At 73.4% G+C, this 16,037-nt stretch carries 12 protein-coding genes; 6 read left to right on the top strand and 6 right to left on the bottom strand.

Features of this window, described 5'->3' with window-relative positions; all coding sequences use genetic code 11:
• Nucleotides 1-51: 51 nt before the first annotated feature.
• Nucleotides 52-777 carry an NADPH-dependent F420 reductase gene (gene npdG / locus ACFWVV_RS32770; RefSeq protein ID WP_384345045.1) on the top strand — a complete coding sequence of 242 codons (726 nt, stop codon included), beginning with the start codon at nucleotides 52-54 and terminating at the stop codon, nucleotides 775-777.
• A gap of 122 nt (nucleotides 778-899) precedes the next feature.
• On the top strand, nucleotides 900-1,097 hold the full coding sequence (locus tag ACFWVV_RS32765; protein ID WP_384345042.1) for a hypothetical protein: 198 nt from the start codon (nucleotides 900-902) through the stop codon (nucleotides 1,095-1,097).
• 43 nt (nucleotides 1,098-1,140) lie between these two features.
• Here the strand turns inward: ACFWVV_RS32765 and ACFWVV_RS32760 are convergent, their stop codons facing one another.
• Nucleotides 1,141-1,935, bottom strand: coding sequence for a site-2 protease family protein (locus tag ACFWVV_RS32760; protein ID WP_384345039.1), 795 nt, complete (start codon nucleotides 1,933-1,935; stop codon nucleotides 1,141-1,143).
• A 688-nt stretch (nucleotides 1,936-2,623) separates the two neighbouring features.
• Here ACFWVV_RS32760 and ACFWVV_RS32755 point away from each other — a divergent pair.
• Nucleotides 2,624-6,115, top strand: coding sequence for a BTAD domain-containing putative transcriptional regulator (locus tag ACFWVV_RS32755; RefSeq protein WP_384345036.1), 3,492 nt, complete (start codon nucleotides 2,624-2,626; stop codon nucleotides 6,113-6,115).
• A 16-nt stretch (nucleotides 6,116-6,131) separates the two neighbouring features.
• Here ACFWVV_RS32755 and ACFWVV_RS32750 read toward each other — a convergent pair whose 3' ends face one another.
• From ACFWVV_RS32750 to panB, 3 genes are all read right to left on the bottom strand, one after another.
• Entirely contained in the window at nucleotides 6,132-6,980 is an 849-nt protein-coding gene (locus ACFWVV_RS32750; protein WP_384345033.1) for an ABC transporter permease, read from the bottom strand.
• Nucleotides 6,977-8,032 carry an ATP-binding cassette domain-containing protein gene (locus tag ACFWVV_RS32745; protein ID WP_384345030.1) on the bottom strand — a complete coding sequence of 352 codons (1,056 nt, stop codon included), beginning with the start codon at nucleotides 8,030-8,032 and terminating at the stop codon, nucleotides 6,977-6,979. Before ACFWVV_RS32745 ends, ACFWVV_RS32750 begins: the two co-directional genes overlap by 4 nt.
• Nucleotides 8,033-8,247: 215 nt before the next feature.
• The gene (gene panB / locus ACFWVV_RS32740) at nucleotides 8,248-9,168 is read right to left on the bottom strand and encodes a 3-methyl-2-oxobutanoate hydroxymethyltransferase (RefSeq protein WP_384345027.1); all 921 of its coding nucleotides are present in this window, start codon (nucleotides 9,166-9,168) and stop codon (nucleotides 8,248-8,250) included.
• A gap of 590 nt (nucleotides 9,169-9,758) precedes the next feature.
• On the opposite strand from panB, the gene ACFWVV_RS32735 reads away from it, so the two are divergent.
• Nucleotides 9,759-10,706 carry an endonuclease/exonuclease/phosphatase family protein gene (locus tag ACFWVV_RS32735; protein WP_384345126.1) on the top strand — a complete coding sequence of 316 codons (948 nt, stop codon included), beginning with the start codon at nucleotides 9,759-9,761 and terminating at the stop codon, nucleotides 10,704-10,706.
• Between the two features lie 104 nt (nucleotides 10,707-10,810).
• Here the strand turns inward: ACFWVV_RS32735 and ACFWVV_RS32730 are convergent, their stop codons facing one another.
• Nucleotides 10,811-11,797, bottom strand: a complete 987-nt coding sequence (locus ACFWVV_RS32730) for a DUF4190 domain-containing protein (protein ID WP_384345025.1) — start codon at nucleotides 11,795-11,797, stop codon at nucleotides 10,811-10,813.
• A gap of 163 nt (nucleotides 11,798-11,960) precedes the next feature.
• A complete protein-coding gene (locus tag ACFWVV_RS32725) occupies nucleotides 11,961-13,616 on the bottom strand; it encodes a multicopper oxidase family protein (RefSeq protein WP_384345022.1) in 1,656 nt (551 codons plus the stop codon).
• A 935-nt stretch (nucleotides 13,617-14,551) separates the two neighbouring features.
• Between ACFWVV_RS32725 and ACFWVV_RS32720 the strand changes: the two genes are divergently transcribed.
• Nucleotides 14,552-15,460, top strand: a complete 909-nt coding sequence (locus tag ACFWVV_RS32720) for an alpha/beta fold hydrolase (RefSeq protein WP_384345019.1) — start codon at nucleotides 14,552-14,554, stop codon at nucleotides 15,458-15,460.
• Between the two features lie 78 nt (nucleotides 15,461-15,538).
• A complete protein-coding gene (locus ACFWVV_RS32715) occupies nucleotides 15,539-16,009 on the top strand; it encodes a DUF5990 family protein (protein WP_384345016.1) in 471 nt (156 codons plus the stop codon).
• Nucleotides 16,010-16,037: the final 28 nt, after the last annotated feature.

Below are 16,037 nucleotides of genomic sequence, written 5' to 3'. Positions count from 1 at the left end.
CGGGCGCGGGCTCACCCGGACGAGCGGTCTACCGGGAAGTAGGGTCGGCGCATGACTTCCACCACAGACAGCACCACGGGCGCCGCCGCCCCCGCCCCCAAGCCGGTCAAGGACCCCTGGGACCTGCCCGACGTGTCCGGCCTCGTCGTCGGCGTCCTCGGCGGTACGGGGGACCAGGGCCGCGGCCTCGCCTACCGTCTGGCCAGGGCGGGCCAGAAGGTGATCATCGGCTCGCGGGCCGCCGAGCGCGCCGTGTCGGCGGCCGAGGAGCTGGGCCTCGGCGTCGAGGGCGCCGACAACGCCGAGTGCGCACGGCGCAGCGACATCGTGATCGTCGCGGTGCCGTGGGACGGCCACGCCAAGACCCTCGAAGCGCTGCGCGGCGAACTGGCGGGCAAGCTCGTGATCGACTGCGTCAACCCGCTCGGCTTTGACAAGAAAGGTGCGTACGCGCTGAAGCCGGAGGAGGGCAGTGCCGCCGAGCAGGCCGCGGCGCTCCTCCCGGACTCGCGGGTCACCGCCGCCTTCCACCACCTCTCGGCCGTCCTCCTGCAGGACCCGGCGGTCGAGGAGATCGACACCGATGTGATGGTGCTCGGCGAGGTGCGCGCGGACACCGACCTTGTACAGGCGCTGGCCGCCCGCATCCCCGGCATGCGCGGCGTCTTCGCGGGCCGGCTGCGCAACGCCCACCAGGTGGAGTCGCTCGTCGCCAACCTGATCTCGGCGAACCGCAGGTACAAGGCCCACGCGGGTCTGCGCGTGACCGACGTATAAGGCGATCCGGGCATGGGGGACACTGGACGGGCAGCACCCCCCCGTCAACCTGGACGGGCAGCACCCCCGTCGACCTGGACGGGCAGTACACCCCCGGTCAACCTGGACAGGAGCCGTCCCCCATGCCCCGCCTCGCTCTGTACGCCCTCGTCGTCTGCGCCCTGTCGGTCGCCGCCGCGGTGGTCTCCTTCGTCGCGGGCAACCTGCTGGGGATCGTGTGGATCCTGCTGGCCGGCGTCTCGTCGAACATGGCGTGGTTCTACCTGCGCAGGGCGAAGGCCGAGAAGGCGGAACGGGACGCCTCCGCCGCCCGGGCCTGAGGCCCGGAGGTCAGGCGGACCCCGGGGCCTGAGGCCGAGCGGTCTAGCGGACCTCGCAGAGCGGGTTCGTCTCCTGCCAGAACTGGAACAGGTCGCGCCCGCAGTAGCTCGCCACCTCGTCCACCCCGAGGCCACTGGTGAGCGCGTAGATCACGTCGAAGAACACCCGGTTCACGCTCGGCACCCACAGCAGTGCGAACACGAACAGCAGCCCGAAGGGCGCGTACGGTTCGACCTGCCGCCGGATCCTGTACGAGAGCCAGGGCTCGATCACCCCGTACCCGTCGAGTCCCGGAACCGGCAGGAAGTTCAGGATCGCCGCGGACACCTGGAGCAGCGCCAGGAAACCGAGGGCGTAACGGAACGCCGCCGGGACGCCGTCCAGGGCGCCCAGCCAGAACGGCGCTGTGCAGATGACGGCGAACACGACGTTGGTGAGCGGTCCCGCCGCCGAGATCAGACTGTGCTTCCAGCGGCCCTGGATACGGCCCCGCTCGATGAAGACGGCACCGCCGGGGAGGCCGATCCCGCCCATGATCACGAAGACGATCGGCAGCACGATGCTGAGCAGGGCGTGCGTGTACTTGAGCGGATTGAGCGTCAGATAGCCCTTGGCGCCGATGGTGATGTCGCCGCTGTGCAGGGCGGTGCGGGCGTGCGCGTACTCGTGCAGACACAGCGAGACGACCCAGGCGGCGGTCACGAACAGGAACACCGCGATGCCCGGGGAGGCAGCGAAGTCCGTCCAGACGGCCCAGCCCGCGACCGCCATGACGGCGACGATGCCGAGAAAGACCGGGCTGACACGGCGGTCCCTGCGGCTGATGGCGGTGGTCATGTGAGCGACTCCTGGGACGGACGGTGAGCGGCGGGGGCGGCACGCGGGGACGGGGTACGGGGCGTACGGCCGACCCCCGGGCACCGACCCGGCACCCGGCACCCGGCACCCGGGCACTGGCCCGTCACCCGGACCCGACCGTACCCGCCCGACACCCCCCTCAACGCCCCACCCCAACCCAGAGGTTCCCGCCCTCCCTGCCCGCCGCCTTACTCCAGCCCCCTTGGGCGGCGGACCGGCCTGATTACCGCCGCGCCCTTGGTCGGCGGTGCCGCCCACACCCCTACCCCCCCCGCCCCCTTGGGCGGCCGGGCCGCCCCCTGATTACCCCGTCCCCTTGGGCGGCGGGGCCGCCCCCCGGGGGCGGGACGGGCGGGCAAGGGGGCGGCCCCGGCGGAGCCGAACCCTTGAGCCCCGCGCCACCTCCGGCCCGCACCGCACCGCTTTGCCCTGTGCAAGTGGCATGCCACTCCGGCTGCCCGGGGTGGGCCGGGACCCAGTAAGTGATGCGGGGTCGGGGGCCGCCCCCCGTGCCCACCCTCCCCCAAGCTCTCGGCTTCGCTCGAGCAGGGGGGACCCCCGCGCCCCAGGGGGGCGGCCCCTGTGCCCACGGGAGGCGGCGCGGCACCCGTGCCCCGGCAGGCAACGCGCCGCCGGAAGGGTGCCGCAGGGCAGGGACAATGGGTGGGTGCGCTATCAGATCCTCGGCCCCGCCCGAGCCCTCCGCGACGACGGCACCCCCGTCCCCCTCGGCGGCCCCCGCCTGCGCGCACTCCTCACCGCGCTCGCCCTGCGCCCCGGCCGCCACCTCTCCGTGGCCGCCCTCGCCGACGAACTCTGGGCCGACCCGGACACCGCCCCCGCCGACGTCCCGGGAGCCGTCCAGGCCCTGGTCGCCCGGCTGCGCAAAAGCATCGGCCGCGACGCCGTCACGTCCGCCGACGGCGGCTACGTACTCGCCGCCGCCCGGGACGACATCGACCTGCACCGTTTCGAGCACCTCACCGCCGAAGGCCTGCGGGCCGCCGCCGAGGGCGACCCCACGAAGGCCGTCTCCCTGCTGGACGACGCCGTCGCCCTGTGGCGGGCAGGCGGCGGCCCCGCCCTGGCCGACCTGCCCGCCCGCAGTGCCGACTCGGCCCGCTGGGACGCCCGCCTGCTCGACGCCCGGCGCGCCGGGCTGGGCGCGTCCCTGGCCCTCGGAGCGGCCGCCGAGGCACTGCCCGAGCTGACCGCCCTCTGCGCGGAGCACCCCCTGGACGAACCCCTCCAGGCACTGCGGCTGCGCGCCCTGCACGCCACCGGCCGTACCGCCGATGCCCTGGTCGCGTACGAGGAGGTACGCGCCCATCTGGCCGACCGCCTCGGCACCGACCCGTCCGCCGAACTGCGCTCCCTGCACGCCCGGTTGCTCGCCCCGGACCCGGTCCCGGCCCCAGAACCGGCCCCGGAACCGACCCCGGACCCGGCCGCCGACCTGAGCCCGCTCCCCTCGCCGGCACCCGCCCTCCACCCCGCCTCCCACAGTGGCAACCTCCGCACCCGCCTCACCTCCTTCGTCGGACGCGAGGCCGACCTCGACGCCATCCGGGGCGACCTCGCGCAGGCCCGCCTGGTGACCCTCCTCGGCCCCGGCGGCGCAGGCAAGACCCGCCTCTCCCAGGAAGCCGCCGAAGCCGCCGAGACCGCCGGGGCCGCGGAAGCCGCCGAGGCCGCCCGGGCCGGAGCGGGCGCCGCGCCGGGCTCCACCCCCTGGCCCGACGGCATCTGGATGGTCGAACTCGCCCCCGTCGACGACCCGGAGAACGTCCCCGGAGCCGCCCTCACCGCCCTCGGCGCCCGCGACACCGTCCTGCGCGGCGCGGGTGCCGAGGAGTTCCGGGCCGCGGCCCGGCACGGCGACGACCCTCTCGCCCTCCTCGTCGAGCACTGCGCGCACCGCCGGATGCTGATCCTGCTCGACAACTGCGAGCACGTGGTGGGCGCCGCCGCGCACCTCGCCGAACACCTCCTCGCGCACTGCCCCGGGCTGACCGTCCTCGCCACCAGCCGCGAACCCCTGGGCGTGCCTGGGGAGTTGGTGCGCCCGGTGGAACCGCTGCCCGAACCCTTCGCGCTCCAGCTCCTCGCCGAGCGCGGGGCCGCCGCCAGGCCCGGCTTCCGCGTCGACGACGACCGGGAGGCCGCCGTCGAGATCTGCCGCCGCCTGGACGGGCTGCCGCTCGCCATCGAACTCGCCGCCGCCCGGCTGCGGATGCTCACCCCGCGTCAGATCGCCGACCGGCTGGACGACAGGTTCCGCCTGCTCACCGCGGGATCCCGCACCGTACTGCCGCGCCAGCAGACCCTGCGCGCGGTCGTCGACTGGTCGTGGGACCTCCTGGAGGGAGCCGAACGCCAGGTGCTGGCCGCCCTTTCGGCCTTCGCGGGCGGCTGCGACCTGGCCGCCGCCGAAGCCGTCTGCGGCCCCGACGCGTTCGGCCTGCTCGGCTCGCTCGTCGACAAGTCGCTGGTCGTCGCCACACCGGACGACACGGACGGCCAGATGCGCTACCACCTCCTGGAGACCGTCGCGGAGTACGCCGCCGCCCGCCTCGCCGAGTCCGGCGCACGCGCGGCCACCGAGCGCCGCCACCTGGTCCACTTCCGCGAGTTCGCGCGCCTCGGCGACCCGTTGCTGCGCGGCCGCGACCAGCTCCTGTGGGTCGCCCGCTTCCAGCGCGAGTACGAGAACCTGCGCACCGCCCTGCGCCGCGCGCTCGCCGCCGAGGACGAGCAGGAGGCGCTCTGCCTGGTGCACTCCCTCGCCTGGTACTGGCAGTGCCGCGACCTGCGCGCCGACGCGAGGTACTGGACGTCCGCCACCATGGCGCTGAGCGCCGACCCGTTCGACGAGCCGGTCGAACCCGCCCCCGCCGTCTTCGAACGCTGCACCGACGCGCCTCCGCCGATGCGCCCCGAGGTGCTCCAGGAGGCCAGGCGCGGCCTGAGGATGCTCCACCTGGTCAACATGAACCACCACGTGGACACCTGGTTCAGCCCGGAGTCCAAGGCATGGCTGCGCAGGGTCGTCGCCACCTACCGCCCCGGACTGCCGCAGACCTGCCGCACCCCCGGCTCGCTGTGGCTGATGGCGCTGATCATGTCCGGCGACCGGAGCGAGCAGCTGCAGGAAGCCGTCGACGCGACCGTCCGGGCCTGCCGCGACTTCGGTTACGCGTGGGAGCTGGCCTTCGCCCTCGAGATGCGCGCCAACATTTCCGCCAACCACACCGCGTGGGCAGGCGACGCCCTGAGGGACGCCGGCGAGAGCCTGGAGATCTTCCAGCGGCTCGGCGACGCCTGGGGGGCCGCCGAGTCGCTCTCCGCACGCGGCGAGGCGTACGAACGCATGGGGGAGTACGCCCGTGCCGCCGACGCCTACCGCGCCGCCATCGGCCTCGCGGAGCAGCTTCAGGCGCACGGCCAGGCCAGGCTGCTGCGCGCCCGGCTGGGCGGCGCACTCGTCGAATTCGGCGAGGGCGAGGGCGGCGCGGAGGGCGAATCCTTGCTGCGCGAGATCCTCGACGAGGCGGAAGCACCTGGCCTGGAGGCGAGGGCGGCCGCCCGGTTGATCCTCGGCGTCCGGCTCGGCCGCACCGGCCGCCTGCGGGAGGCCCGCGAGCAACTCACGCTGCTGCGAGCAGACTTCAACGAGGGAGACTCCGGCACTCTGTTCATCTTCGACGGCGTCTCGCTCGGACTGCTCGCCTGGGTGGCCAACCTGGAGGGGGCGTACGGAGAAGGACTCGTCCTGGGCGCACGCGCGCTGGAGCGGTCCGAGGACTCCTTGTCGAGAATGGTGGCCCCTCACATGCCTGCCGTGCAGCTGATGGTGGTGGCGGGCTCGCTGGCCGGACTCGCGGGAGCGGAGGACGGGCGGCCGGACACGTCCCTTGCCACGGACGCGGCCCGGCTGCTCGGGGCGTACCAGGAGTCCCTTCCCGTAGCGCACTTCGTCAACGCGCACGAGGCCGGATGCCGGGACCTCGCGGCCCGCCCCGCCCGCGCCGTCCTGGGCGACGCCGCCTACGCGTGCGCGTACGCCGAGGGCGGCGGCCTCACCTTGGAGGAGGCCACCGCCCTCGTGTACGCACGACGCGATCAGTACCGGAACCAGCGGGAAGGACAGCGGGGCTAGCGCCCCGGCGGCGACGTCACGTCTTGTTGCGGAACCTGGAGATCGCCAGCGGTGCGGTGGCCAGGGTGATCAACGCCGACCAGCCCAGCACCATCCACACATCGGTGGCGATCGGACCGCCGAGGAACAGGCCGCGTGCCGCGTCCGCCAGGTTGGACAGCGGGTTGTAGTCGGTGAAGCTCTGCAGCCAGTCCGGCATCGTCGACGTCGGCGTGAAGATCGACGAGCCGAACTGGAGCGGCATCAGCACCAGCATCGCCACTCCCTGCACGGCCTGCGCCGTCGGGACGGTCAGACCGATCAGGATGAACACCCACATCAGCGAGGCGCCGAAGAGCATCGACAGGCCGACCGCCGCCAGGACGTGGAGCGGGGACGTCTCGATGGACATGCCCAGGATCATGCTGACGATCAGCAGCACCGCGAAGGCGACGAGCATCCGGCCGATCTCTACGACGATCTTCGCGATGAGCACCGAGGACCGGGCGATGGGCATGGTCCTGAACCGGTCCATGACCCCCTTCTTGAAGTCCTCGTTGACACCGGTGCCGACCGCCATCGACACGTTCAGACCCATCATCGCCATCAGGCCGGGGGCCAGGTAGCTGACGTAGGCGTCGAGGTTGTCCTTGCCGAACGCCGCACCGCCGAAGACGAAGGTGAACAGCAGGGTGAAGATGATCGGCATCAGCAGGACGTCGAACATCGACTCCGGGTCCCGTTTGATCTGCAGCGCGTTGCGCCGGGCGAGCGCGCTGATGTGGCGCAGATTGGCCCGCAGACCGATCCGGCCCTCGTCGGCGGCGGCCGCCGGGCGGACCTGCCGCGCATCCGGCGACGGCTTGTTCAGGGTGGCCGTACTCATGCCGCAACCTCTTCCTTGTCCATGACCCGGTCCTGACCCTGCGCGTCCGACTCGGCGTCCGCCTCGCTGCTCTTCTCGCCCGTGATCGCCAGGAACACCTCGTCCAGGCTGGGCAGATGGGTGCCGATGTCCGCGATGGCGAATCCCCGTGCCCCCAACAGGCCGACCACGGCGGTCAGTTGCTCGTCGCTGAGAATCGGGACGTACAACAGCCCCTCGTCGACCCGGGCCTGTGCGCCCGCGATGCCGTCGAGGCCCGCCTCGGTCAGGGTGTCCGCCATGGCGCCCAGCCGGGCCGGGTCGGAGGGACGGATCTGCAGCGTCCGCCCGCCGACCTTCGCCTTCAGCTCGTCCACCTTGCCCTCCGCGACGACCTTGCCCCGGTCGATCACGGTCAGCTCGCTGGCCAGCTGCTCTGCCTCCTCCATGTACTGCGTGGTCAGCAGCACGGTGACGCCCTCGCCGACCATCCGCTGCACCTCCGCCCACACCTCGTTGCGGGTGCGGGGGTCGAGGCCGGTCGTCGGCTCGTCCAGATAGAGCACGGCGGGCTGCCCGATCATGGACGCCGCCAGGTCGAGCCGGCGCCGCATGCCGCCGGAGTACGTGGCCGCCGCCTTCTTCGCCGCCTCGGTCAGCGAGAACCGCTCCAGGAGCTCGTCCGCGCGCTTGCGGGAGTCCTTGCGGGACAGATCGAGCAGCCGCCCGATCATGTAGAGGTTCTCCCAGCCGGAGAGCTTCTCGTCGACCGAGGCGTACTGCCCGGTCAGGCCTATCGTGCGGCGCAGCTGCCTCGGCTGGCGCACCACGTCGAACCCGGCGACCGTCGCGGTGCCGGAGTCGGGACGGATGAGCGTGGAGAGGCAGCGCACCAGCGTGGTCTTGCCCGCGCCGTTGGGGCCCAGGACACCGAGGACCGTGCCCTCGCTGACGTCCAGGTCCACACCGTCCAGTGCCTTGGTCTCGCCGTAGTGCTTCACCAGGCCTCGTACCTGGATGGCGGGGCTGCCTGCGCCGCCCGGCTTCTTGTCGTATCGCGTCATGTCCCTCATGGGATCAGACACCACTGACAACCGGCCTACAGTCCCGCTGGGGCGGCGGCCGCCGGCCGACAGCTCACCGACAGAACGCCGACGGGCCGGGTCCGCCGGGCTGCCGCGCCCGCCCGCGCACACGCCGACGGCCCGCCGTGGGGGAAGCCGGCGGGCCGTCGGTCCTGCGGGTGGTGGCCGGTGGCCCGCCCGGGGTGCGCGGACGGGCCGGGGTACTAGTGGAAGGTGTGCTCCTCGCGCGGGAACGTGCCGCCCGAGACCTCCTCCGAGAACGCCTTCGCCGCGTCCCCGAGCGTCTGGCGCAGGTTCGCGTACTGCTTGGTGAAGCGCGGCACCTTGCCGCCGGTCAGCCCCACCATGTCGGTGTAGACCAGGACCTGCGCGTCGGTGTCGGGGCCCGCGCCGATGCCGATGGTCGGGATGGACAGGCTGCGGGTGACCTCGGCGGCGAGCTCCGCAGGCACCAGCTCCAGCACCAGCGCGAAGGCGCCCGCGTTCTCGGCGGCCTTGGCGTCCCGCAGCAGCTGGTGGGCCGCTTCGTCGCCGCGGCCCTGCACGCGGTAGCCGAGCGTGTTCACCGACTGCGGGGTCAGCCCCAGGTGGGACATCACCGGGATGCCGGAGGCGACCAGCAGCTCGGTCTGCGGCAGCGAGCGCTCGCCGCCCTCCAGCTTGACCGCGCCGACACCCGACTCCTTGATCAGCCGGGTGGCGTTGCGCAGGGCCTGTACCGGGCCCTCCTGGTACGAGCCGAACGGCAGGTCCGCGACGACCATCGCCCGCGTGGTGCCCCGTACGACGGCGGCCGACAGGAAGGCCATCTCGTCCATGGTGACCGGCACGGTGGTCTCGTACCCGAGGTGGCAGTTGCCCATGGAGTCCCCGACGAGCAGCACCGGCACGCCGGCCTCGTCGAACACGGACGCCGTCATCGCGTCGTACGCGGTGAGCATGGGCCACTTCTCGCCGCGCTCCTTGGCGGCGGCGATCTGGTGGACGGTGATCCGGCGGGCGCCGGTGCCTCCGTAGAGCGACTTGGGGTCCCGGCTCGCGGCGGCGGGCGGCGCGCTCGCGGCGGGGGGCGACCCGGCGGAATCCGGGTTCTGGGCAGCGTTCTTGGCAGCCTGAAGAGTCATGGCTGAAACGGCTCCTTCGTCATCTCGAAGCGCCCTTACGGCGTCTCCGGACCACCTCCATGGTGGCATCCCCGGCAGCCCCGCGGTAGTGGGGTGCCACGACACCTTCCCCACCTGCCCTTTTGTGCGCGTTTCGTCACAGAGGGCGGGGTGGACCGCTCCTCAGGAACCCGCCGCGGGAGCACGCCGTCCTTGAGGCAGTACGGCCGTTCCGGATGGCGGCGGAGTGGGACGCCGGTCATCGCCTAGGGTCAAGGGGGCGGGGCGGGCGGTGAGCGAGCAAGGCGAGTGAGGACAGCGGTATGGCGCAGGCGTACAGGCCGGACACCGGGAACGACGGATCCCAGGCAGAGCCCTCCAGGAGCGGCCCTTCTGGCTCCGGTTCTGCGGGCCCGGGGTCCGGTTCTGCGGGCCCGGGGTCCGGTTCCGACGCCGGTCCCGCTTACGGTCCTGCTTCCGGTTCCGGCTTCGGACCTGCCCGTGGGTCTGGATCCGGGTCCGCTGCCGGCTCCGGCTTCGGACCTGCCCGTGAGTCTGGTTCCGGCACCGGCTCCGGCTCCGGCTCGGCGGGCGGCTCGCGTTTCAGCCGGCTGACCGCCGGCTGGCGCGGCGACCGCCGGATCTGGCGGCGGGGCAGCTTCCTCGCGGTCCTCGCCGTCCTGGTCGCGTTGGTGATGATGTTCCACGCGCAGATCCCCAACGCCATCGGCAACCTCGGCAGCCTCACCGAGACGTTCCTGCCCTGGTTCGGCCTCGCGGTCCCGGTGCTGCTGCTGTGCGCACTGCTGCGCCGCTCGGCCATCGCCCTGGTCGCGCTGATCCTCCCGGCCGCCGTCTGGCTCAACCTCTTCGGCGGGCTCTACACCGACAAGGCGTCCCCGGGCGGCGACCTCACCGTGGCCACCCACAACGTCAACGCCGGGAACAACGACCCCGAGGGCACCGTCCGTGTCCTCGCCGCATCCGGTGCGGACGTCGTCGCCCTGGAGGAGATCGCCGGCGACCACCTCACCGGGTACGAGCGGGCCATGCGCGGCACGTACAAGTACCACTCGGTGCAGGGCACCGTCGGCGTGTGGAGCAAGTACCCGCTGACCGACACCCGCAAGGTCGACATCAAGCTCGGCTGGGCACGCGCGCTGCGCGCCACGGTGGCCACGCCCCGGGGCGACGTCGCGGTGTACGTCGCCCACATGCCGTCCGTACGGGTCAAGCTCAACGCGGGCTTCACCGCGGGTCAGCGCGACGACAGCGCCGACGCCCTCGGTGAGGCCATCGCCCGCGAGCCGCTCCAGCGGGTCGTGCTGCTCGGCGACCTCAACGGCACCATGAACGACCGCGCCCTCAACGGCATCACCGCCCAGATGCGCTCCACCCAGGGCGCGGCGGGCGACGGCTTCGGCTTCAGCTGGCCCGCCTCCTTCCCGATGGCCCGCATCGACCAGATCATGGTCAAGGGCGTGGAACCGGTGTCCTCGTGGACGCTGCCGGAGACGGCGAGCGACCACCTGCCGGTCGCGGCGCGGGTGAAGTTCTAGCGTTTCGCGGCGCGGTCCGGCGGGGGCCGGCGCCGGACCGCCCGGTGCCGGACCGCCCGGCGCCGGACCGCGCCGCGACCGGATTCTGCGGGAGCGGCGGGTCCCTACTTGACCGTTCCCGTCCAGATCTGAGCCGTGTGTTCGGAGTAGTCCGGGGCATATTCCAGCTGGAGCTCCGTGGGCGCGTTCCTGGGCACCTGGAAGGCGTGCAGGGAGCTGGACTGCTTGCCGGGCAGGACGGTCCGGGCGAAGTGCGACACGTAGTCGGTGTCGAACATGGTCTCCACCTCGGTTCCCTCCTCGTCCGTGATCTGCGGGTACGAGAGCGGGGAGAGCCGTTCCTGGCTGCCGTTCACGATGGTGATCTTCAGGTAGTACGCGCGGTTGCCCGGCTTGAGCAGGTGGCGGGCGTACCGGCTGGGAGCGAAGGCCTTCGGGGCGCTCACGGTGATCTTGATGCCGTCCGCGTAGGTGAAGGTCTTCCCGAGCGGCATGATCTTCGGCTCCGGAGACGGCTCGGGGGTCGGCAGAGGGGGTGCGGCGTCCGCCCCCCGGCCCTCGCCGCCCTCGGTGGGCCTGCCGTACGGCCGTGCGTCGTCGGCCGCCTGCCGCTCCGTCACCCGGTTCTCGATCTCCCGGTACTTGGTGACGGCGAAGTAGCCGCCGGCGCCCGAAAGCAGCAGGCCCGCGATGCCGAGGATCACGCCGGACACGGCGACGCCCTTGTTGGTGGCCCTGCCCCGCTTCACCTGGCGCAGCCCGACGATGCCGAAGACCAGAGCCAGTACGCCCGGCAGCCAGGTCGCCCAGAAGAGGAAGACCAGCATGCCGAGGACCGTGCTGACCATGCCGAGGGTCAGCGCGGTGATCCCCATGCCGTTGCTCGGTGCGGGCGGGGGCGGTGCGAACGGCAGGCCGTAGTCGCCCTGGTGGGGGAGCGGATACCCGTAGGAACCCTGCGGCGCGCCCGGCGGCGGACCCATCGGGTGGGGGTACGGGTCGGTGTGCGGGGTGCCGGGCGGCGTCCGGTGCCCGCCCTCCGCCGGCGGTGCCCAGGGGTTGGATTCGGGGGGCGGGGCGGGCGTGGTCATACGGTGGTGTCCTTCGGCGAACCGGGCAGTGCGAATGTGTATTCGACCCGTGGTGCCGCGACCCTAACAGGATCTTCACCGGCGCCTTACCCCGTTTTCACCGCCCGCCGGGGGCGGGGCGGCCGGACGCCACGGCCCTCCCGCCCCGCCCCCGCGGGCCCGCTCAGCGCCGGTAGCCCAGCACCGTCATCATCCCGGCCTCCGAGTGGTAGACGTTGTGGCAGTGGATCATCCACAGGCCCGGGTTGTCGGCGTCGAAGTCCACCGTGAGGCGGCCGCCCGGCAGGATGACCGCGGTGTCCTTGCGCGCGCCCTTCGCGCCGCCCGCCAGGGCGAAGGTGTGCCCGTGCAGGTGCAGCGGATGCCACATCGTCGTCGCGTTGGTGAAGTCGAGCCTGACCCGCTCGCCCGACTTCACCGGGTGCCGTTGGTCCGCCGCGTACGGCTTCCCGTCGAACGCCCAGTCGTACGCGGCCATTCCGCCGGTCAGCTTGATCCGTACCGTCCGGTCCGGCTCGCGGACCCGCAGGGCGACCGACTCGTGCGCGGTCAGCTGCTGCGCCGTCAGCAGTTTCCCGGTCAGTTCCCTCGGGCGTACGGAGGCGGCGGGCGCGCCGCCGCCACCGGTGCGCAGCAGCGCCAGCGCCGCCTGCTTCTTGCCCTCGGCGACCGCGGTGAGCGGGAAGACCCCGTCACCCGCGGTGATCAGGACGTCGTACCGCTCGCCCATGCCGAGCAGCAGCGCGTCCGTCGTCGCGTGCCGGACGGGGAAGCCGTCGGTGTGGGTGACCGTCATCCGGTGTCCGCCGAGCGCGACGCGGAAGGCGGTGTCGCCGCCCGCGTTGATGAGCCGGATGCGGATCCGGTCACCGGGCCTGGCGCGGTACGTGGAAGGGGCCTGCGGGGTACGGCCGTTGATCAGGTAGTGCGGGTACGCGACGTCGCCCGCGTCGGGGCCCAGGAGGTCGCTGGTGGCGCCCATCAGCATGCGCGAGGGGCCCCCGGGGGCAGGCTCCGTCCGCGCGGGGGCGGGCATCGAGTGGCCCTCGTGACCGCCGCCCCCATTGCCGCCGCTCCCGTGGTCCATGCCGCCCATGCCCCGGCTCAGTTCGGCCAGTACCGCCTCCGGGGTGGAGCCCTGGACGCCGTCGACCCAGTCGTCCAGGACGACGACCCACTCCTTGTCGTACTTCAGCGGCTCCTTCGGGTCCTCGACGATCAGCGGCGTGTACAGGCCCCGGTCCTGCTGCACGCCCGAGTGCGGGTGGAACCAGTACGTGCCCGGGTGCGGCACCGCGAACCGGTAGGCGAACTCGGCGCCCGGCCTGATCTCCTGCTGCGTCAGGCCCGGCACGCCGTCCATGTCGTTGCGCAGGGCCAGCCCGTGCCAGTGCAGGGAGGTGGCGGCGGGGAGGTGGTTGGCGAGGGTCAGGGCGAGAGTGTCGCCCGCCGTCACCCGCACCTCCTTGCCCGGCAGGGTGTCGCCGTACGCCCAGGACCTGACGGTCGTACCGCCGCCGAGGTCCAGGGTGGCGGGGGTGGCGGTCAGCTCGACCTCGCGGACCGGTCCTGTGCCGCGGGCCTTCTCTGCGGCGGCGACCTCGGGGTCCTGCGGGGCGATGTAGCCGGCGGGGGCGGGCGCGCCGCTGCCGCCGGGCCGGGTGCCCGCGGAGTTCCCGCCGGAGTGGTCCCTTGCGTCCGTGCCCGCATGGCCGGAGGCGGAGGGTTCGGACGAGCCGGAGCAGGCGGTCAGGAAGCCGGTGCCCGCGGCGGCGACGGCGGCGCCGAGCAGGGTGCGGCGCGTGGTGGGGGTACGCATGGGAAACGTCCTCGTGTGGTGGTGTCGGTGACGGAGTGCGGGCACGCGCGCGTGCGGCCGCGCGACGGCGCGTGAGCGCGTGCGAGGCAAGGTGCGTAGGCGGCAGGGCGCGTGCGCACAAGAGATGCGCAGGGCGCACGCGTGCCCGGAGCGGTGGTGTCCCCTCGGGGGTCCGCTCCTAGATCCGCAGACCGACAGCCGGGCGAGAACCGATCCGGGCGGCTCCGGAGGGGGCCACAGGGCCCGCAGCGACGCCCCGCGCAGGACCCGCGCCAGGTCCCGGACCACCGCCCCGCGGCACACCACCAGCCACGCCCCCAGCAGGACGACCCCGAACGCGCCGAGCACGGCGAGACACACGGACAGGGGATCCATGCCGTGCGGGGAGCCCCCGGGGGAGGTGGCGCCGGAGGCGGTGACGGACGCCGGGTGCGGGGCCTGGTGGGCCGTGCCGGGGGGAGGAGGTGCGTGAGGCGCGGGGAGGGGGTGGCGCTCGGGGAGTGCGTGGTGCGTGGGGAGTGTGTGGGTCCCGGAGAGTGCGGCGGGCGCGAGGGGCGCGAGGGGTGCGTGGTGCGCGGGGAGTGCGTGGGCCCCGAAGGGTGCGGCGGGCGGGGGAGGCGCGTGGGGCGCGAGGTGTGTGCGGGGAGTGGTGGCGGCGTCGCTCGCGGCCGCGTCGGCGCTCGCGTGCGCGCCGGAGGCGCCGGTCCGGTGCTGCTCCGCGGGGTGCCCGAGCGTATGCATCGTGACGATGCCGAACAGGAGCGCCGCGAGCAGCAGCAGCCGCCCGCCCCATGCGCCCCGCCCGTCGGTCACCATGCCCGGCACCTTACCCCCACCGGGTATGCATTCGATAAGAAGGGCCCGTACCCGGGTGCTGGTGGCGATCCGATCGGCGGTGCTCGCGCGGTCGGTGGGGCGCGAGAGAGGCTGTCCCCATGACGGATGCGCGTGCAGGAGCAGGCAGGAATGCGGGGGCGGACCAGGACAGGGGGCGGTTCGTGAGGATCGGCGGGGTCGTGCACCACGTGGTCGTCGAGGGCGCCGGCCCGGTGTGCGTGCTGAGCGCGGGGCTCGCGATGAGCTGGTTCGACTGGGATCCCGTGGTGCGGCTGCTCGCACCGCACCGCACGGTGGTCAGGTTCGACCGGCCGGGCCACGGCCTCTCGGCGCCCGCCGTCGTCCCGCCCACCGCGGCGGGCGAGGCGCACCGCATCGCCGCCCTGCTCGACGCGCTCGTACGGGACGGCGTTGCCGCGGGCCCCGTCACCGTCGTCGGCCACTCGATCGCCGGATTCCACGCGGAGGCGTTCGCCAGGATCCACCCGGAGCGCACCGCGGGGGTGGTACTGCTGGACTCCAGCGTCGAGCCCCACGCGCGCGTGCCCGCGGCGCCCGCCGTCCGTACGGCGCTCGCCCGGGGCCTGGCGGCCGTGCTGACCGCGGCCGGGGCACCGGCCGCGCTGGGCCCCGCGACCCGGCGGGCGGTGGTCCGCGCCTCCCGCGCGGGCGGGGCCGCCGATCCGGCCCCCTCCGCGCTGGTACGCCGCACCTACCGCACGGCGCGGGTGCTCGACGGGGCACTCCTGGAGAACACCCACTACCGGGCGGTGGCCGCCGAACTCAACGCGCTGCGCGCCACCCACCCGCTCCCCGCCGGAGCCCCGGTCACCGTCGTGCCCGGGTACGACGGGCATCCGGGCCGGTTCTCCGTACGGTGGCTGGAGCGCCAGCGCGATCTGGCGGACCTGCTCGACGCCCGCTTCGAACCCGTCGCTCCCGCCGGGCACTTGGTGATGCTGGACTGTCCTGACGCGGTCGCGGCGGCGGTACTGCGGACCGCGTGACGGGTGCTCCCGCCGCTTGGCACGCAACGTCGTGCCTGCTCACGGGCGATTGTCCGACCCGCGTGGTGCCATGGAGCCATGACTCACCACAAGGGACCGAAGGAAACGGCGGAGCCGACCTCGCTGACGGTGCGGATCATCGGCACCGACCTGCCCGGGCGCGCCTTCGAGGAGTTCAGGGACGTGCACGTGGCGGTGCAGCGAGGCCGCGAGCCCTACCATCCGGTGCCGGGCGACGCGGCCGGGGCGCGGTGGGACCTGCCCGTCCAGGTGGTGACCGGGCGGGACGGAGAGCCGGACTTCAGGGGCCCGTTCGTGCAGGGGCGACCCGGGGAGCGCTTCTTCTACCTGACCTGGGGCGAGCTGCCGAAGGGCGGGGAGTTCGCCATGTTCCGCCGGGCCAAGGTCTTCTTCGCCGACCTGCCCGCCGGGCTGCTCGCAGGCGGCACGGCGGTGGGCCGGTTCGGCCTCACCGACGACCGGGGCGGACCGCTGTGCGCGGCGGTCCGCCCGCCCCGCATCACCTGGGAGGCGGGAGCGGACGGATGACACGCACGCACCACCGGTGCGCGGGCGG

Source organism: Streptomyces sp. NPDC058663 (assembly GCF_042716745.1).
GTDB lineage: Bacteria > Actinomycetota > Actinomycetes > Streptomycetales > Streptomycetaceae > Streptomyces.
This window is presented reverse-complemented; position numbering and strand designations above follow the sequence as displayed.